Source organism: Streptosporangium sandarakinum, assembly GCF_013409935.1.
GTDB lineage: Bacteria > Actinomycetota > Actinomycetes > Streptosporangiales > Streptosporangiaceae > Streptosporangium > Streptosporangium nondiastaticum.
The window spans coordinates 3,499,419-3,512,746 of record NZ_JACCCO010000001.1; the positions used below are offsets into that span (position 1 = coordinate 3,499,419).

General features: G+C 68.4%; 18 protein-coding genes and 1 tRNA gene. 8 read left to right on the forward strand and 11 right to left on the reverse strand.

All coding sequences use genetic code 11. The annotated features are described in order from the left end of the window. Nucleotides 1-15 precede the first annotated feature (15 nt). The 5 genes from HDA43_RS15815 to HDA43_RS15835 form a co-directional block, all read right to left on the reverse strand. Nucleotides 16-1,059, reverse strand: coding sequence for an NADP-dependent oxidoreductase (locus HDA43_RS15815; protein WP_179821438.1), 1,044 nt, complete (start codon nucleotides 1,057-1,059; stop codon nucleotides 16-18). A gap of 1 nt (nucleotide 1,060) precedes the next feature. After that, on the reverse strand, nucleotides 1,061-1,246 hold the full coding sequence (locus HDA43_RS15820) for a hypothetical protein (protein ID WP_179821440.1): 186 nt from the start codon (nucleotides 1,244-1,246) through the stop codon (nucleotides 1,061-1,063). Between the two features lie 360 nt (nucleotides 1,247-1,606). Beyond that, nucleotides 1,607-2,206, reverse strand: a complete 600-nt coding sequence (locus HDA43_RS15825; RefSeq protein WP_179821443.1) for a DUF6461 domain-containing protein — start codon at nucleotides 2,204-2,206, stop codon at nucleotides 1,607-1,609. 518 nt (nucleotides 2,207-2,724) lie between these two features. Further along, nucleotides 2,725-3,294: a GNAT family N-acetyltransferase gene (locus tag HDA43_RS15830; RefSeq protein ID WP_179821445.1), complete on the reverse strand. Its 570-nt coding sequence runs from the start codon at nucleotides 3,292-3,294 to the stop codon at nucleotides 2,725-2,727. Between the two features lie 66 nt (nucleotides 3,295-3,360). Continuing rightward, nucleotides 3,361-3,630, reverse strand: coding sequence for a hypothetical protein (locus tag HDA43_RS15835; protein WP_246424000.1), 270 nt, complete (start codon nucleotides 3,628-3,630; stop codon nucleotides 3,361-3,363). A gap of 89 nt (nucleotides 3,631-3,719) precedes the next feature. Between HDA43_RS15835 and HDA43_RS15840 the strand changes: the two genes are divergently transcribed. Next, nucleotides 3,720-4,040 (forward strand): type II toxin-antitoxin system Phd/YefM family antitoxin, encoded by a 321-nt coding sequence (locus HDA43_RS15840; RefSeq protein ID WP_179821448.1) that lies wholly within the window; start codon nucleotides 3,720-3,722, stop codon nucleotides 4,038-4,040. Then, the gene (locus HDA43_RS15845) at nucleotides 4,037-4,459 is read left to right on the forward strand and encodes a type II toxin-antitoxin system VapC family toxin (protein ID WP_179821450.1); all 423 of its coding nucleotides are present in this window, start codon (nucleotides 4,037-4,039) and stop codon (nucleotides 4,457-4,459) included. Before HDA43_RS15840 ends, HDA43_RS15845 begins: the two co-directional genes overlap by 4 nt. Before the next feature lie 534 nt (nucleotides 4,460-4,993). On the opposite strand, the gene HDA43_RS15850 is transcribed toward HDA43_RS15845, so the two are convergent. The 5 genes from HDA43_RS15850 to HDA43_RS15865 form a co-directional block, all read right to left on the reverse strand. After that, nucleotides 4,994-5,069, reverse strand: a tRNA-Ala gene (locus HDA43_RS15850). A 147-nt stretch (nucleotides 5,070-5,216) separates the two neighbouring features. Further along, nucleotides 5,217-5,930 (reverse strand): HAD family hydrolase, encoded by a 714-nt coding sequence (locus tag HDA43_RS15855; protein ID WP_246424001.1) that lies wholly within the window; start codon nucleotides 5,928-5,930, stop codon nucleotides 5,217-5,219. 56 nt (nucleotides 5,931-5,986) lie between these two features. After that, a complete protein-coding gene (locus HDA43_RS34385) occupies nucleotides 5,987-6,106 on the reverse strand; it encodes a DLW-39 family protein (RefSeq protein ID WP_229811953.1) in 120 nt (39 codons plus the stop codon). 173 nt (nucleotides 6,107-6,279) lie between these two features. Beyond that, a complete protein-coding gene (locus HDA43_RS15860) occupies nucleotides 6,280-6,669 on the reverse strand; it encodes a VOC family protein (protein ID WP_179821456.1) in 390 nt (129 codons plus the stop codon). A 91-nt stretch (nucleotides 6,670-6,760) separates the two neighbouring features. Next, complete coding sequence (locus HDA43_RS15865) at nucleotides 6,761-7,045, reverse strand: GNAT family N-acetyltransferase (protein ID WP_179821458.1); 285 nt, start codon at nucleotides 7,043-7,045, stop codon at nucleotides 6,761-6,763. A 425-nt stretch (nucleotides 7,046-7,470) separates the two neighbouring features. Between HDA43_RS15865 and HDA43_RS15870 the strand changes: the two genes are divergently transcribed. From HDA43_RS15870 to HDA43_RS15885, 4 genes are all read left to right on the forward strand, one after another. Then, nucleotides 7,471-7,866, forward strand: coding sequence for an STAS domain-containing protein (locus tag HDA43_RS15870; RefSeq protein ID WP_179821460.1), 396 nt, complete (start codon nucleotides 7,471-7,473; stop codon nucleotides 7,864-7,866). Between the two features lie 176 nt (nucleotides 7,867-8,042). Continuing rightward, complete coding sequence (locus tag HDA43_RS35950; RefSeq protein WP_179821462.1) at nucleotides 8,043-8,441, forward strand: ATP-binding protein; 399 nt, start codon at nucleotides 8,043-8,045, stop codon at nucleotides 8,439-8,441. Nucleotides 8,442-8,643: 202 nt separating this feature from the next. Further along, nucleotides 8,644-9,057 carry a GNAT family N-acetyltransferase gene (locus tag HDA43_RS15880; RefSeq protein ID WP_312873297.1) on the forward strand — a complete coding sequence of 138 codons (414 nt, stop codon included), beginning with the start codon at nucleotides 8,644-8,646 and terminating at the stop codon, nucleotides 9,055-9,057. 251 nt (nucleotides 9,058-9,308) lie between these two features. Next, nucleotides 9,309-10,379: a polysaccharide deacetylase family protein gene (locus HDA43_RS15885; protein WP_179821467.1), complete on the forward strand. Its 1,071-nt coding sequence runs from the start codon at nucleotides 9,309-9,311 to the stop codon at nucleotides 10,377-10,379. Nucleotides 10,380-10,458: 79 nt separating this feature from the next. Here the strand turns inward: HDA43_RS15885 and HDA43_RS15890 are convergent, their stop codons facing one another. Further along, entirely contained in the window at nucleotides 10,459-11,808 is a 1,350-nt protein-coding gene (locus tag HDA43_RS15890; RefSeq protein ID WP_312873298.1) for an MFS transporter, read from the reverse strand. Nucleotides 11,809-12,048: 240 nt separating this feature from the next. Between HDA43_RS15890 and HDA43_RS15895 the strand changes: the two genes are divergently transcribed. Then, nucleotides 12,049-12,261 carry a heavy-metal-associated domain-containing protein gene (locus HDA43_RS15895; protein ID WP_179821471.1) on the forward strand — a complete coding sequence of 71 codons (213 nt, stop codon included), beginning with the start codon at nucleotides 12,049-12,051 and terminating at the stop codon, nucleotides 12,259-12,261. After that, on the forward strand, nucleotides 12,258-13,313 hold the full coding sequence (locus HDA43_RS15900; RefSeq protein ID WP_246424002.1) for a DUF8832 domain-containing protein: 1,056 nt from the start codon (nucleotides 12,258-12,260) through the stop codon (nucleotides 13,311-13,313). Before HDA43_RS15895 ends, HDA43_RS15900 begins: the two co-directional genes overlap by 4 nt. Nucleotides 13,314-13,328: the final 15 nt, after the last annotated feature.

A 13,328-nucleotide genomic window follows, 5' to 3' on the forward strand; every position in this document is an offset into this window, starting at 1 on the left:
CTCCCAAGCGACGTCTCAATCTGCTACCCGAACAAGTAGCTTGCCCAAATTTGCGCCGCTGAACAGCTGATGGAGAGCATGCGGGGCAGCTTCAATGCCGCCGCCGACGATCGTCTCGTCGTAGTGGAGCTTACCTTCGCCGAGCAGCCCAGCGAGGTATGTGATCGCCTCTTCGAAGCGGTGGGCCCAGTCAAGTACAAGGAAGCCCTTGATCGTCGCCCGCTGCATGATCAGCTGGACTATGTTGGTGAGACTTCCAGTGTGTTCGCCGCCCTTGTTATAGCTGTTGTACTCGGAAATCATTCCGCATAGGGAAACCCGGGCACCGATGTTGAGCCGCATCAAAATGTGATCCATGACCGGCCCGCCAACGTTCTCGAAATCGACATCGATCCCATCCGGTGTGGCGGCGTCGAGCTGTGCACGCCAGTCGGCGGCGTGGTGGTCGATGCAGGCGTCATAGCCGAGAACCTTGACGGCGTGTTGGCACTTGCTGGGACTGCCAGCAATGCCAATCACCCGTCCCGCCCCTTTCTGCCTTGCGATCTGACCGGCAATCGAGCCGACCGCACCGCAGGCGGCAGAGATGACGATCGTCTCTCCCTCTTTCAACTCGGCCAAGTCGATCCCGAGATAGGCCGAGATGCCGGTGTGGCCGAGGACGCCGAGAAAGGCCGACTCGGGTGCCGGCAGCGGGGTCGGCAGGACAGTAAGCGGCGCCTCCAGCTGCGAGTCGTCGGCAAGGACCAGTTCCTGCCAACCGGTGAAGCCGCTGACAGTGGCCCCGACCGGCATGTCTTCGCGCCTGGATGCAACTACTTCGCCGACGCCGAAGCCACGCATCACTGCGCCGATCGGGACCGGAGGTTCGTAGCTACGCATATCGCTCATCCAGACGCGGGAGGTTGGGTCGAGCGAGAGAAGCTTGGTGCGGACCAAGGCCTGACCGTCGGCCAGCTCCGGTACCTGCTCTTCAACCAGTTCGAGGTCACCGTCGGTGAGTTGCCCAACGGGTCGGCGTCGTAGGCGGTAGGCCCGGTTGATGCGGTTGCCAGTCATACTAGACACCTACATTCTCGGCCGTCGGTGCGGCGTTGATGCCAGCCTTCGACGCGGTAATTTCGGATATGTTCGCAGCGCCGTCGGTACCGAAAGCTTCCAGTTCGCTGGGTGCGAGGCAGATGATCGCCTGAGCGGCCTCCAGGTCCGGCACGTCCTCCAGCGGGCCATTCCGCAGCGCGGTCACCCTTCGACGTCCAACACCTGCCGCACCAACGGCGTCCCCAGGAAACCTTGCTGCGCAGAGAGCAGAAAGTCGCTCGGCTTCATGGCGTCAGACTACGACGCCACCCGACATCTTCAAGGCGTTTTTCGGTCACATCTCGTGGAGTGACATCGTCATGGTGTTGGCGATCACAGCCTGGGGGTCAAAGCGCGTGGGCCGTGCTGGTCGCGATCGGCCGAAGAACCGCAGCGCGGCCGGCGACCGCCCCGGCGTGCAGGCTGCCGTAGGCGGGCGGCCTTGAAGACGTAGAGAAAGTTCTCATCCGCAGCCCGCGAGCCTTGATGATCTTGACTGGTTAGGGCTGTTCCTGCTGGATCTGGCTCACCATGGACTGGGCATCCTCCAAGACCGGGGTTCGGGGACGACGCCGCACAGATAAGTGGACTCCTCCAGCAGCTGCGGCGTCAGCGTGATTCCGGTGAGGCGCTCGGCCAGGAGGAACGCCGGCCCATCGTGGAGGTTGGAGAAGGAGGAATGGACGGAATCGATCCGTCCCATGGTCTCTACGAGTTCGTCTGGCACCTCCTCCATGTAGCCCTCCTGGGCGACGAAGCAGAACCGGAGCTCGCCGTCCTCGATCCAGTAGAAGTAGTCGAGGGCCTTAATTGTCATGAGGTAGTGGGAGACGAGGCGGGTGCCCGCTGACAGCGGCATGATCACCCCCTCGGCGATGCCGTTCCAGTCGGGCTCGATGACGAATGCCCAGTCGCCGATGGTCGTCACGCCGATGAACGCTCCGGGTCCGGAGGAACCGGAGAAGGCGGCATCGCCCAATTCGTCGTACGTCATGGGGGTGAAGTCCTCCGGGCGGCCGCCGCGCCGGATCACCACTTGCTCGGGCGTCAGGCCGCGGACGTAGGTGAAGCACCAATTGTCCGCCGCTTCGGTGAGCCAGGCATAGTCGTCAGGAGTCGCGATCATGACGCGATGCTCGCAGGGCCGACCGACACAACGGGCGCCGGCAGTTCACCGACGAGGGGATTGCTGACTGTTTCCAATGTCCAGCCTGGTACTCCGGCCCGGCGAGCGAGGACCGGCGATCTATCTGTTCATGAGCCGTCGGCAGGGCTAACGATCGATCATGAACATCTACAGCGAGGTCTCGTCGGAGGAGACCCGCAAGGCGCTCAAGAAGCTCGGCGATCGGCTGGATGCGTAGCCGTTGCTGTATTTCCGTGCTGCACGAATACGAAAAGGCCACTTCTCGATCATGGGAGGTGGCCTTTGACGTGGAGTGGAGCCTAGGAGATTCGAACTCCTGACATCCTGCTTGCAAATCGGCTCGATCTTCGAGCACAACCGCCTCGACCTGCGCTGAGGACAGTCCGCGAGTGACCGTGATTGACCGCTGCTCACCGCCCTTAATGGCCCGCTAATGGCCCGACGATCAGTCGGCGGCCTGGTGTTTCTCACGTGACGCGCGCACCTCGCCCGCCTGATCATCCCGGAGCCTGAGGCCCCCGCCGGAGGCTCTCCCAATCGGCTCTCAGTAGTTCGTACTCCACTACCCCCTGCTCGGATCCTGGGATCTCCGGCCTGTCGACGTGAAACGAGCGCACGTACCGCAGCCCGGCCTTCTCCATCACCCGCCGCGACGTGATGTTGACCGCTAAAGCCTCCGCATAGACGCGACGGGCCCCCAGCTCGCTGAAGGCCTTCTGGATCAGTGCCACAGATCCTTCGGTGGCATAGCCCTTCCCCCAAGCGATTTTGCGCAGCCGGTAGCCCAGCTCAGGCTCGTCCTCGGGCTCACCGTGCTTGGCCCGCAGATGAAACCACCCGAGGAACTCCTCAGTCGACTTCTCGATCGCGGCGAAAAACCCCTGGTCGCCGGTGTAGCTCAAGATGCGAGGCAGAACCTCACTGACGATCTTCTCTCGTGACGTCGGCTCGCCACCGCTCAGGTAGCGCATGACCTCGGGATCGCTGTCCAGCTCCACTAAATTGTCGGCATCGTCCTCGGTGATGCGGCGCAGGATCAACCGCTCGGTCTCCACGCAAGTCTGCACCGCGTCACCCTATCCGCGTGTGCCCGGACCGCTCACCGCCGGTATCCAGTTAAGGATCTTTGGCCTTCACGTCCGGGCGGCCCGAGCACGGCCGCGCGAGAACGGCCCCAAGCCGCACGCGTAGGTACGACCGAGCAGCGAATCATGCCCGACCAGCTTGGCCAGGTGGGGCGTCACCAGCATCTCGGAGTCGAACCGGAAGACGCTCATGGCGATGTGCTCGTCACTGAACCTCACCTCGATGCCGGGCACCCTGCGAACCTGCTCGATCTCGGACAAGGCGATCCGGATACGGGCGGAGACGACCAGCGACACATGAACCGGTCCAGGCTTCATGGAGGCCGCGATCTGTCCCAGGTCCAGAGCGGCTCTCCAGATTGTGCTACCACATAGCACCGTGTAGCACTCCGTTGTACGGTTGATGGATGAGCACTCCTCAGCCCGACCACACCCACCAGATCTCCCAGCGTGACCTGCGCAACCGGTCCGCGGAGATCATGGACGGCCTGGAGCGCGGAGAGCGGTACGCCGTCACCCGCAACGGCCATCACATCGGTGACCTCGTGCCCATCCGCCGTCGGCGCCGGGCCGTCTCAAGAGCGGAGTTCGCAGCCATGTCCCGGGGCATGCCACGCCTCGACGATCGGAAGTACCGCGAGGACATGGATCGTCACGTCAACGACGGTCTGTACGATCCGTACGATCGCGCCTACGGCAGAGGCGAGTTCACCGGGGACGGGGAATGAGCCACGCCCAAGGACTGCTCGACACCAACATCCTCATCCTGCGTGCCGGGATCGATCCGGACGAACTGCCGGACGAGATGCTGATCAGCGCCATCACCACCGCGGAGTTGTCGGTAGGTGTGCTCATGGCGTCCGGACCGCAGGAACTCGCTCAACGGATGAAGGTCCTTCAGGCGGCCGAGGCCGAGTTCGATCCCCTTCCCTTCGACGACACCGCCGCCCGCGAGTACGGCCAACTGTGGATGGCCGTCATCGCCTCAGGCCGCAAGCCTCGTCCTCGGACAGCGGACCTGATGATCGCCTGCGTGGCCATCGCCAACCGTCTCCCGCTCTACACCTGTAACCCCAAGGACTTCAAAGGCCTGGATCACCTGCTCACGGTGGTTCCGGTCACCCGACCACGATGGACCGGCGCATAAGAGCGTCTGCTTCCGAGCGCTCCACGCCGCCACCGTCATCCGCCTCACATGATGCACACTCGGATCATGCGTCGGCGGACGTTCCTCTTCTCCATCCCAGCGGCCATGAGCGCGATGGCGGCGGCGCTCATGCCCCTGTCATTGCCAGCGGGACTCACTCTGTTGCTGCTCACCATGCTCACCGCAGTGGGCCTGGCTTTCCTGGCGCTGCGCCATGCGAACGCGGAACGCGACCGACGTGAACGGGAGCAGGGAAACGCCCCCGAAGGCGCTCGTAGCGCCTGGGAGGCGGGCCGGTGGTTGGCGAGGCACTGAGACGCAGCGGGCGCGCCTACGGCGATGCCCCGCACGGCGCCCGTGTCGTGATCGGTTCTCAGGCCACATGTGGCGCGGAGCAGCAGCGCGCCACCACTTGATGAACTCGCCCGCGGAACGCACGGAGAGTGATCGGGCACGCGACAGGCGAGGCCGAATGAAGATCGAAGCCCAGGTGAGGCGACCGTGTCTGACCTGGGCTTCTTCGTGTCATGAGGGTGGTGGAGCCTAGGAGATTCGAACTCCTGACATCCTGCTTGCAAAGCAGGCGCTCTGCCAACTGAGCTAAGGCCCCCGGTGAGCCGTCGGGGTCGCCGGGGTTTATCCGGGACACGGCTCGCTTCCAGTCGTACACCGTAGCAACAGGACCCGCTTCGGCGCCACTCGGCGATGGTCCCGCGGCGGGGCCGTACGGCAGAGCCCCGCCGTACCTTCCGAACGGTCAGAGAGCGGCGGAGGCGGCGGTGGGCTGGAGCGGCCTGCCGCCGAGGAGCAGGGCGGGGAGGTCGGCGACGGAGCCGACGAGGTGGGTGGCGCCGCCCTTGAGGAGGCGTTCCCTGCTGTGGACCCCGGTCAGGACGCCGGCGATCACCGAGGCGCCCGCGCGGCGGCCGCAGATCATGTCGCTCTCGGAGTCACCGGCCACCGCCACCTGCCGGACGTCCTCGATGCCGAGGCGCAGGACCGCGGCGAGGACCATGTCGGGCATGGGACGGCCTCGCCCGGTGTCCTCCGGGCTCAGGGCGAGGTCCACCTTGCCGGACCAGCTCAGCGCCTCCAGGACGCCTCCCAGCATCGCCCGGCTGAAGCCGGTGGTGAGACACACCTTGACGCCGGCGTCGCGGAGATCGTCCAGCGCCTCCATGACACCGGGCGCCGGAACCAGGCCCGCGCGGCCGATGGCGCCCTGGTAGGAGCGCTCGAAGGTGAGGTTGGCCGCCTGCGCCTGGGCCTCGTTGTCGGGGAAGATGCCGCGGAAGACCTCGATGGTCGGGCATCCCCGGGACCGGTGCACGTGCACCATGGCGCGCGCGTACGCACCGGTCCCGGGAACGATGCCCTGAGTGGCGATCGCGTCGGCGAACGCCCGCTCAACCATGGCGATATCACCGATCGTGGTGCCTGCCAGATCCAGACAGGCGAGCCTGATGGGCATTGCTTCCCCATCGCGAGCAGGGATCATGAAAGCACCCAAATCGGTAGCCGCGTTGATCAGTTCTCGCCGCCGGTGGCCTCGGTCCACAGGTCGAGCTCGGCGCGATCAGCCTGCACCTTGCGCCAGACCAGCAGTCCCCCAACGGCGACAAGCACCAGAACGAGCAGCTTCTTCACGGTGTGACCCCACTTCTCGACGGTCTCACCTGCCGGGGTGAGACAACGCCCGGTTCAAACGGTTCCCTGCAGCCTAGCAAGGGATCGGACCCTGATCTGGTTCACACGGTAAGCCCACGTGGCAAACCCACATCAACCAGGTGATTCCTGATAACCATGCCGTACGGCCGCGCTCAGCGCTCGCGAACCGCGACGAGTTCGACCTCGAAGCCGTCCTCGTTCTCAAGATAACCTGCGTAATGGCCGGTTCCGCCCGCGTAGGGGTGGCGATCAGGGAACATCAGTGTCCACCCGTGCCCGGCCGACGCGCTGACCAGCTCATCCACCCGCGCCTGTCCGGTTACGCCGAAGGCCAAATGGTTCAGACCCGGTCGGCATCGATCGTGCGTGGACGAGGTGAGGGCGGGCGACCGCTCGACGACGACGTAGGTGCCGTCCAGGATCCAGCTCCGGCCCGCCTCCCACTCCTGGAAGGGCTGATATCCCAGCTCCCCGAGCAGCCACCCCCACGACCGCACCGCGCGGTCGAGGTCGGGCACCCAGAGTTCGACATGATGCAGCATGCGTCCATGCTGGCGGACCGGGTGGGCGCCGCGTGCCCGGGCCCGGGTGCGGGTGCGGCCCCTCCCCGGACGCGGGCCCGGGGAGAGCCGGTCAGGTGTCCTTCACCAGATCGGCGTACTCGGGGTGCTTCCGGATCCAGGCGCTGACGAACGAGCAGAGCGGGACGACCTTCGCGCCCTCGGACCGGGCGTCGTCCAGCGCCACCCGGACGAGCGCGCCGCCCACGCCCCTGCCCTCGAAACGGGGGTCGACCTCGGTGTGGGTGTAGGCGATGGCGCCGTCGTGCCGGCTGAGGTCCAGCCGCCCCACCCGTTCGCCGCCGACCTCCGCCGTATAGGAACCTCCACCGGGCAGAAGCCTGACGTCGACCTGCATGGGTTCTCCCTTCTCCGGCCGCCGGACGGCGGCGCTGGGCCGGCCGGTTCTCCGCGGCGTTCGTTCCCGAAGCGGCATTCATTCCCGATGGGAACAAGGTATGCGTCCCGGAGGGTCCGGGGTGATCCGCCGGGGACACCAGTCAGTCGATCGGTAAAGGGGTACCAATCGTGAATTCTGGGGATTTAATAGGCTAGAGCGATCAGGGGCGGCCCGGCCACGCGGCGGGGGGCCGCGACGTGGTCAGCGGCCTCGCGAGAGGAATCGAGATTGCGGGTGAACGATGTCGGCGTCCAGCGGATCATCTCGGTTCCGGTACGCCGGGCCCCGGGGTCCGGCAGGCGCCCGCCGGTTCGCGTTCGCGCCGTCCGGGTGACGGCTCCGCTCCCGCCCCCTTCCCCTTCGGCCGCCTGCGGAGGTCGCCCGTGAGCACTGCCGTCCATGTCAGCACCGTGCCCGACGACGCCGTGGCGGCGTCCGGCGGCCCGGCGGAGGGGGTGTCCCTCCTGGCCGTGTCGGGCGAGCTCGACTACACCAACGCCGAGCGGTTCCGCCACGACCTCTTGGGGTCCATCGGCTCCGACCGGCAGCACCTCGTCATCGACCTCGCCGGGCTGTCGTTCTGCGACTCCACCGGCATCCGGGTCTTCCTGGCCATCCGCAAGCTCGTCCAGGACCGCGGGGGCAATCTCGCCATCGCCGACCCGCACCCCCGGATACGACGGATCTTCCACCTGACCGGGCTCACCGACGCCTTCGCCGTGCATCCCACGGTCGAGGATGCCGTCGGGTTCCTGCGGCGGAACGAGGATCCGGCGTGACCGGGCCGGTTCCCGGCGGACGGCGACCCGAGGGATATTCCGTCCGCCCGAGCCGTCGTAAGTCGGCCTGGAGCGGGCAGATGCCCGGCATCGACAAGTCATCGGCAACATCCGGTTCCGGAGCGGGTCGGCTCGCCCCGGTGGTTGCCGGGCAGCGCGAAGCTCAGGGGGGTGTCGTGACCGGCGACCGCGGTCAGCACTGGCCGATCGATGACGACCTCACCGCCCTGCGCGAGCGTCTGCTCCGGCACGCGAGCCTGGCGGGCATGCACGGCGACCGGCTGGACGACCTGCTCCTCGCCGCCAACGAGGCGGTCATCAACGTCCTGGAGCACGGCGGAGGAGAGGGCACGCTGAGCATCTGGCACAACGCCACCTGCGTCACCGTGGAGATCACCGACAGTTCGGGGGACCTGGCGGCCAAGCACGTCCCGCCCGAGCGCCCCACGGACACGGTGCGCGGGTTCGGGCTGTGGCTGATGAGCCAGCTCTGCGACGAGCTCACCATCGACCAGGCGGACGAGGGCTCCCGGGTCCGCCTCCGGATGCGCCTGGACTCCGAGCCCGCCCGCTGAGCACCCGCTGAGCGCCTAGAGCATCTACCGTGCCCCACCTGTCCACCGCGTGCCCGCACCGGACGGACCGGTGGCCGCCCGATGATCCGGCCGCCCATGATCCGGCCGTCCGAAAATCCGGTCGACGACCGGAACCCCGGTGGATATCTTCTGCGGATCCGGCTGATCGGCCGACGCCGGCGCCCCACCGCGAGGAGTGACCGTGATCCGCTACACCGACGACGTCGACACGATCGAGGCCGACCGGCTCACCGGCTTCTTCGTCGGGTGGCCGACGCCGGCCTCGCCCGAGCAGCACCTGGCCGTCCTGCGGGGAAGCCACCGCGCGGTCATCGCGATCGACGAGGAGACCGGCCGCGTCGTCGGTTTCGTCAACATGATCAGCGACGGTGTCCTGACGGCCTACATCCCGTGGCTGGAGGTCCTGCCGGAGTACCAGGGGCAGGGGATCGGCACCGAGCTGATGCGCAGGGTCCTGGCCGGCGCCGAGGGCTTCTACTCGGTCGATCTCCTCTGCGAGGAGGGACTCCAGCCCTACTACGCACGGCTGGGCATGCGGGCCGTACCCGGGATGTCGCTCATCGACCGCTCCGCCCTCAAGGGCGCCGCGGACTGATCCTGTCATGTCTTCCCGGGACCGGGCCCGCACCGCCGTACCATTCGTCCCTTTCAAGACTTCTGTCCAAAAGTACGGCTATCGCCCCCTTGGTTTCGTAGGTCATCCTCGTCCCGGCGCCCTCAATCCTTGACCATCGTCACTGCCTGCGATTTCTGTCCCGCGGGTATGAATCCTTTGCTCCACGTGGAGATCCATCCGCAGGTCAGCGGGGGATAACAGGCACTTGATCAGTGCGCTGGGGGGATTCAATGAACCGTCTCAAGGTGGTCAGGACCGGTATGGTCGCCGCGGCGGTGGGCTCGTTGCTGGCCGGATGCGCGTCCGGGCAGAACGACTCACACAACACGAACGCCGGAGCCGCGAAGCCGGCCGCGGCCAAATCGGCCGCCGCCGCCCAGCAGGCGACTCTCCAGGCCAGGCTGGCGAAGGCCGCGGGGGCCCACGCCAACGAGCTCGGCCAGATACCGGTCCTGATGTACCACCGCGTGGTGGACAAACCCGCGACCCAGGACGACCGCACTCCCCAGCAGTTCCGCACCGAACTGGAGCGGCTCGCCCGGGAGGGCTACGTCCCGGTCACCGCGGCCGAGTACGTCACCGGGCACATCGACATCCCGGCCGGCAAGCACCCGGTCGTGCTCACCTTCGACGACTCCTCCCCCTCCCAGGTCACCCTGGACGGCACGGGGAACCCCATGCCGAACACCGCCGTCGGCATCCTGGAGGAGGTCGCCAAGAAGAACCCCGGGTTCCGTTCCGTGGCGACGTTCTACGTGACCCGCGACCTGTTCGGGAAGGAGAACCTCCCGGAGGAGGCCGCCCAGATCCTGCTCTGGCTGCACGACAGGGGCTATGACATCGGCAACCACACGCGGGACCACAAGAACCTGCACGGCAAGTCCAAGGAGCAGGTGACGGCGGAGATCGGCGCCGGTCAGGAGCTGGTCAGCAAGTTGATCAACTTCAAGCCGGTCACGCTGGCCCTGCCGTACGGGAACCAGCCGAGCACCAAGGAGTGGGGCCTGAAGGGCGGGTCGGGGAACACCGGCTACGACTTCGGCGGGATGTTCCTCGCCGGGTACACCCCGGCGGAGTCTCCGTTCAGCAAGAAGTTCGACCCGCTCGGCATCCCGCGGATCCGGTCGATGGACAAGAAAGGCGACTGCGCGAAGTTCTGCTCCACCGCCTGGCTCGACTGGCTGAAGGCGCACGCCGACGAGCGGTACACCTCCGACGGCGACCCGAAGACGGTCGCCTACCCGAAGTTCAAGACGCCCTTCCTGGCCAAGCGCTTCACCGACCGCGCCCTCGGCTACTGACGGACCGTACGGCGGGCGGCCTCCCCACCCGGCAGGCCGCCCGCGGGCGGGCCGGACGGCGGGCGGTGGCCGGGCCCCGTCACCCGGCGGGCTCCAGGTCGTCCGCGGCGGGCCCGGGGCCTCCGGCGGGCGTGCCGGGCCGCCCGGCCCTCACCGGCGAGCCGGGCTCCGCGTCCCCCGCCGGCTCCCGGTCCTCCGCGGCGGTGTCCGGGGCCCGCAGGCCCCGGACACCGGGGGAGAGCAGCGCGGCGAGGGACACCACGAGGATGAGCCCGGCGCATCCCACCAGGGCGGGCCGGGGCCCGGTGGCGATCGCCACCGGGCCGGCCAGCAGCAGGCCGAGCGGGCCGAACATCAGCGAGCCCAGGGCGTCGTAGGAGCTGACCCGCGACAGGGAGGCGGGCGGGATCTCCCGCTGCATCGTGGTGTTCCACAGCACGCCGAAGAGGTCGAAGCAGATGCCCATCACCACGGCTCCGGCGACGACCGCCCACAGCGGGGCTCCGACGCCGAGCAGGAGGTAGGGGAGCCCCGTCGGCACCGTGAGGACGGTGCCGAGCAGGATGGGACGGCGGGGGCGCAGCCGCAACGCCAGGAAGACGCCGAGGATCATGCCGACCGCCTCGCCCGTCAGCACCGCGGACCAGGCCGCGGCTCCGCCGAGGCTCTCCTTGGCCACCAGCGGGCCGAGCACCCCGTGCGCGGCCTGCGCCGCCATGACCAGCACCGAGAACTGCGCCACCACGACCCACAGCCACTGCCGGGAGATGAACTCGCGCCAGCCGCCGCGCAGGTCGGCGAGGACGGAGTGCCGTTCCCCGGCGGCGCGTTCGGCGGGGGTGAGGCGCAGCGCGGCGACGAGCAGGGCCGCCACGGCGAACATGACGCCGCTGACGGCCAGCGCCCAGCCGCCGCCGATCAGGACCACCGTGGCGCCGCTCAGCACGAGCCCGGCGACGCGGGAGCTGTTGGCGCCCAGCCCCAGCAGGGCGTTGGCGGTCTGCAGCCGGTCGGCGGGGACGACCTCGGGGACGATGCCGGCCAGGGCGGGGAAGAGGACGGCCATCGCCATCCCGCTGAGCGCCGCGGCCGCCGCCAGGACCGGAACCGGGGTCCACCCCGTGAGCATCATCGCGGCGAGGGAGAAGAACGCCACCGCGTTGAGCCCGTCACCGGCCATCATCACCCGGTGCCGGGGGAACCGGTCGGCGATCACCCCGCCCACGAGCATGAAGACCACCATGGGCAGCGACTCGGCGGTCAGCACCGTCGAGAGCGTCCTGGGTGTGGCCCCGGGAAGCCCGAGGACGCCGAAGGCCAGGGCCACCGGGGCGAACGAGCTGCCGAGCACCGAGATGGTCCGGGCCGCGAACAGCAGGGTGAAGCGCCTGTCCCGGAGCAACGCGAGGTCGCGCCTGAAGCTGTGCACCGGGGGTCTCCTTCTCACGGCCGCGTGACACACCGGGCCGCACGCCGGCTCGCGAATGTACGGGAGCACCATCCTCCCGCTCCCCGGCGGCGATGTCGCGCCTATTTTCCGCGGCCGCCGTGGCCGGGCCCGGGGCCGCCCGCATCAGATGCCGGAGTTGAGGAATAGAACGGGGGAGGGGTATGTTGTCGATGTACGGATACCCCCCAGGGGTAAAAATAACGAGGAAAGAGGCCGGATATGACCACCGCCACCTACACCGTCAACGGCATGACCTGCGGCCACTGCGTCAGCTCGGTCACCGAGGAGGTCGGCCAGGTTCCCGGCGTCACCGGCGTCGACGTCGACCTCGCCACCGGCGCGATGACCGTCACCAGCGACGCCCCGGTCGACACGGCCGCGATCACCGCCGCCGTCCAGGAGGCCGGTTACGAAGTGGGGGCCACGTCATGAACACCCCGGCCCGGATCGGGGCCTATGCCCTCGGGCTCGCCGTGGTCTTCGGCGGCGCGCTGGGCGCGGGCAAGGCCGTGGGCCCGGCGGCCACGCCGTCCACGACCGGCACCGCCCACCCGGCGCACGCCGCGCCCACCGGGCAGCCGGACGCCGGACACGGCGGCCACGGCGACGCCGGGACGGACGCCCCGGCGTCCGCCCCGGCGGGGCTGCAGATCTCCCAGGACGGCTACACCCTCGCCCCCGAGACCACCGCGTTCACCCCCGGCGAGGAGACCGACCTCCGGTTCACCGTGACCGGCCCGGACGGCCGCCCGGTCACCGCCTACCAGACGCAGCACGAGAAGAAACTGCACTTCATCGTGGTCTCTCGGGACCTCGGCGTGTTCCGGCACCTGCACCCCGAGGAGGCCGGGAACGGCGTCTGGTCGGTACGGCTGACGCTGCCGGAGGCGGGCGCGTACCGCGCGTTCGCCGACTTCGCCCCCGAGGGCGGCCGGCCGCTGACGCTCGGCGCCGACCTGCGCGCGGGCGGCGACTACAAGCCGGCCGGGCCGCTGGAGCCGCGCCGTACGGCGGAGGTGGACGGGTACACCGTCACCCTCGACGGCGACCTGGCGCCCGGACGCTCCAGCAAGGTCACGCTGAAGGTGAGCAAGGACGGCCGGCCGGTCACCGACCTGCAGCCGTACCTCGGCGCCTACGGCCACCTCGTGGCGTTGCGCGACGGCGACCTCGCCTACCTGCACGTCCACCCCGACGGGGAGCCCGGCGACGGCAGGACGCCGTCCGGCCCGGACGTCACCTTCTACGCCGAGGTGCCCAGCCGGGGCACCTACCGGCTGTTCCTAGACTTCCAACACGGGGGCAAGGTGCGCACGGCGGACTTCACCGTCCGCGCCGGGGACGCCCCGGCGCCGGAGAGGTCGCCGTCCGAGGAGCCGGCCGCGGCTCCGGCCGGCCCGTCCGGCACGCCCGAGCCGCCGGAGAACGGCACACCCGAGCCGCCGGAAAACGGCCCGGACCACTCCGAAGACCACTCACACTGACCAGGACATGACGCG

Bases quoted from the DNA above. Each gene is read 5' to 3' on its own strand.
- HDA43_RS15885 (WP_179821467.1), top strand. From the start codon at position 9,309: ATGAACCGTCTCAAGGTGGTCAGGACCGGTATGGTCGCCGCGGCGGTG.
- HDA43_RS15855 (WP_246424001.1), bottom strand. From the start codon at position 5,930: ATGCCCATCAGGCTCGCCTGTCTGGATCTGGCAGGCACCACGATCGGT.
- HDA43_RS15835 (WP_246424000.1), bottom strand. From the start codon at position 3,630: ATGAAGCCTGGACCGGTTCATGTGTCGCTGGTCGTCTCCGCCCGTATC.
- HDA43_RS15895 (WP_179821471.1), top strand. From the start codon at position 12,049: ATGACCACCGCCACCTACACCGTCAACGGCATGACCTGCGGCCACTGC.
- HDA43_RS15860 (WP_179821456.1), bottom strand. From the start codon at position 6,669: ATGCTGCATCATGTCGAACTCTGGGTGCCCGACCTCGACCGCGCGGTG.
- HDA43_RS15865 (WP_179821458.1), bottom strand. From the start codon at position 7,045: ATGCAGGTCGACGTCAGGCTTCTGCCCGGTGGAGGTTCCTATACGGCG.
- HDA43_RS15845 (WP_179821450.1), top strand. From the start codon at position 4,037: ATGAGCCACGCCCAAGGACTGCTCGACACCAACATCCTCATCCTGCGT.
- HDA43_RS15825 (WP_179821443.1), bottom strand. From the start codon at position 2,206: ATGATCGCGACTCCTGACGACTATGCCTGGCTCACCGAAGCGGCGGAC.
- HDA43_RS15815 (WP_179821438.1), bottom strand. From the start codon at position 1,059: ATGACTGGCAACCGCATCAACCGGGCCTACCGCCTACGACGCCGACCC.
- HDA43_RS15840 (WP_179821448.1), top strand. From the start codon at position 3,720: ATGAGCACTCCTCAGCCCGACCACACCCACCAGATCTCCCAGCGTGAC.
- HDA43_RS15900 (WP_246424002.1), top strand. From the start codon at position 12,258: ATGAACACCCCGGCCCGGATCGGGGCCTATGCCCTCGGGCTCGCCGTG.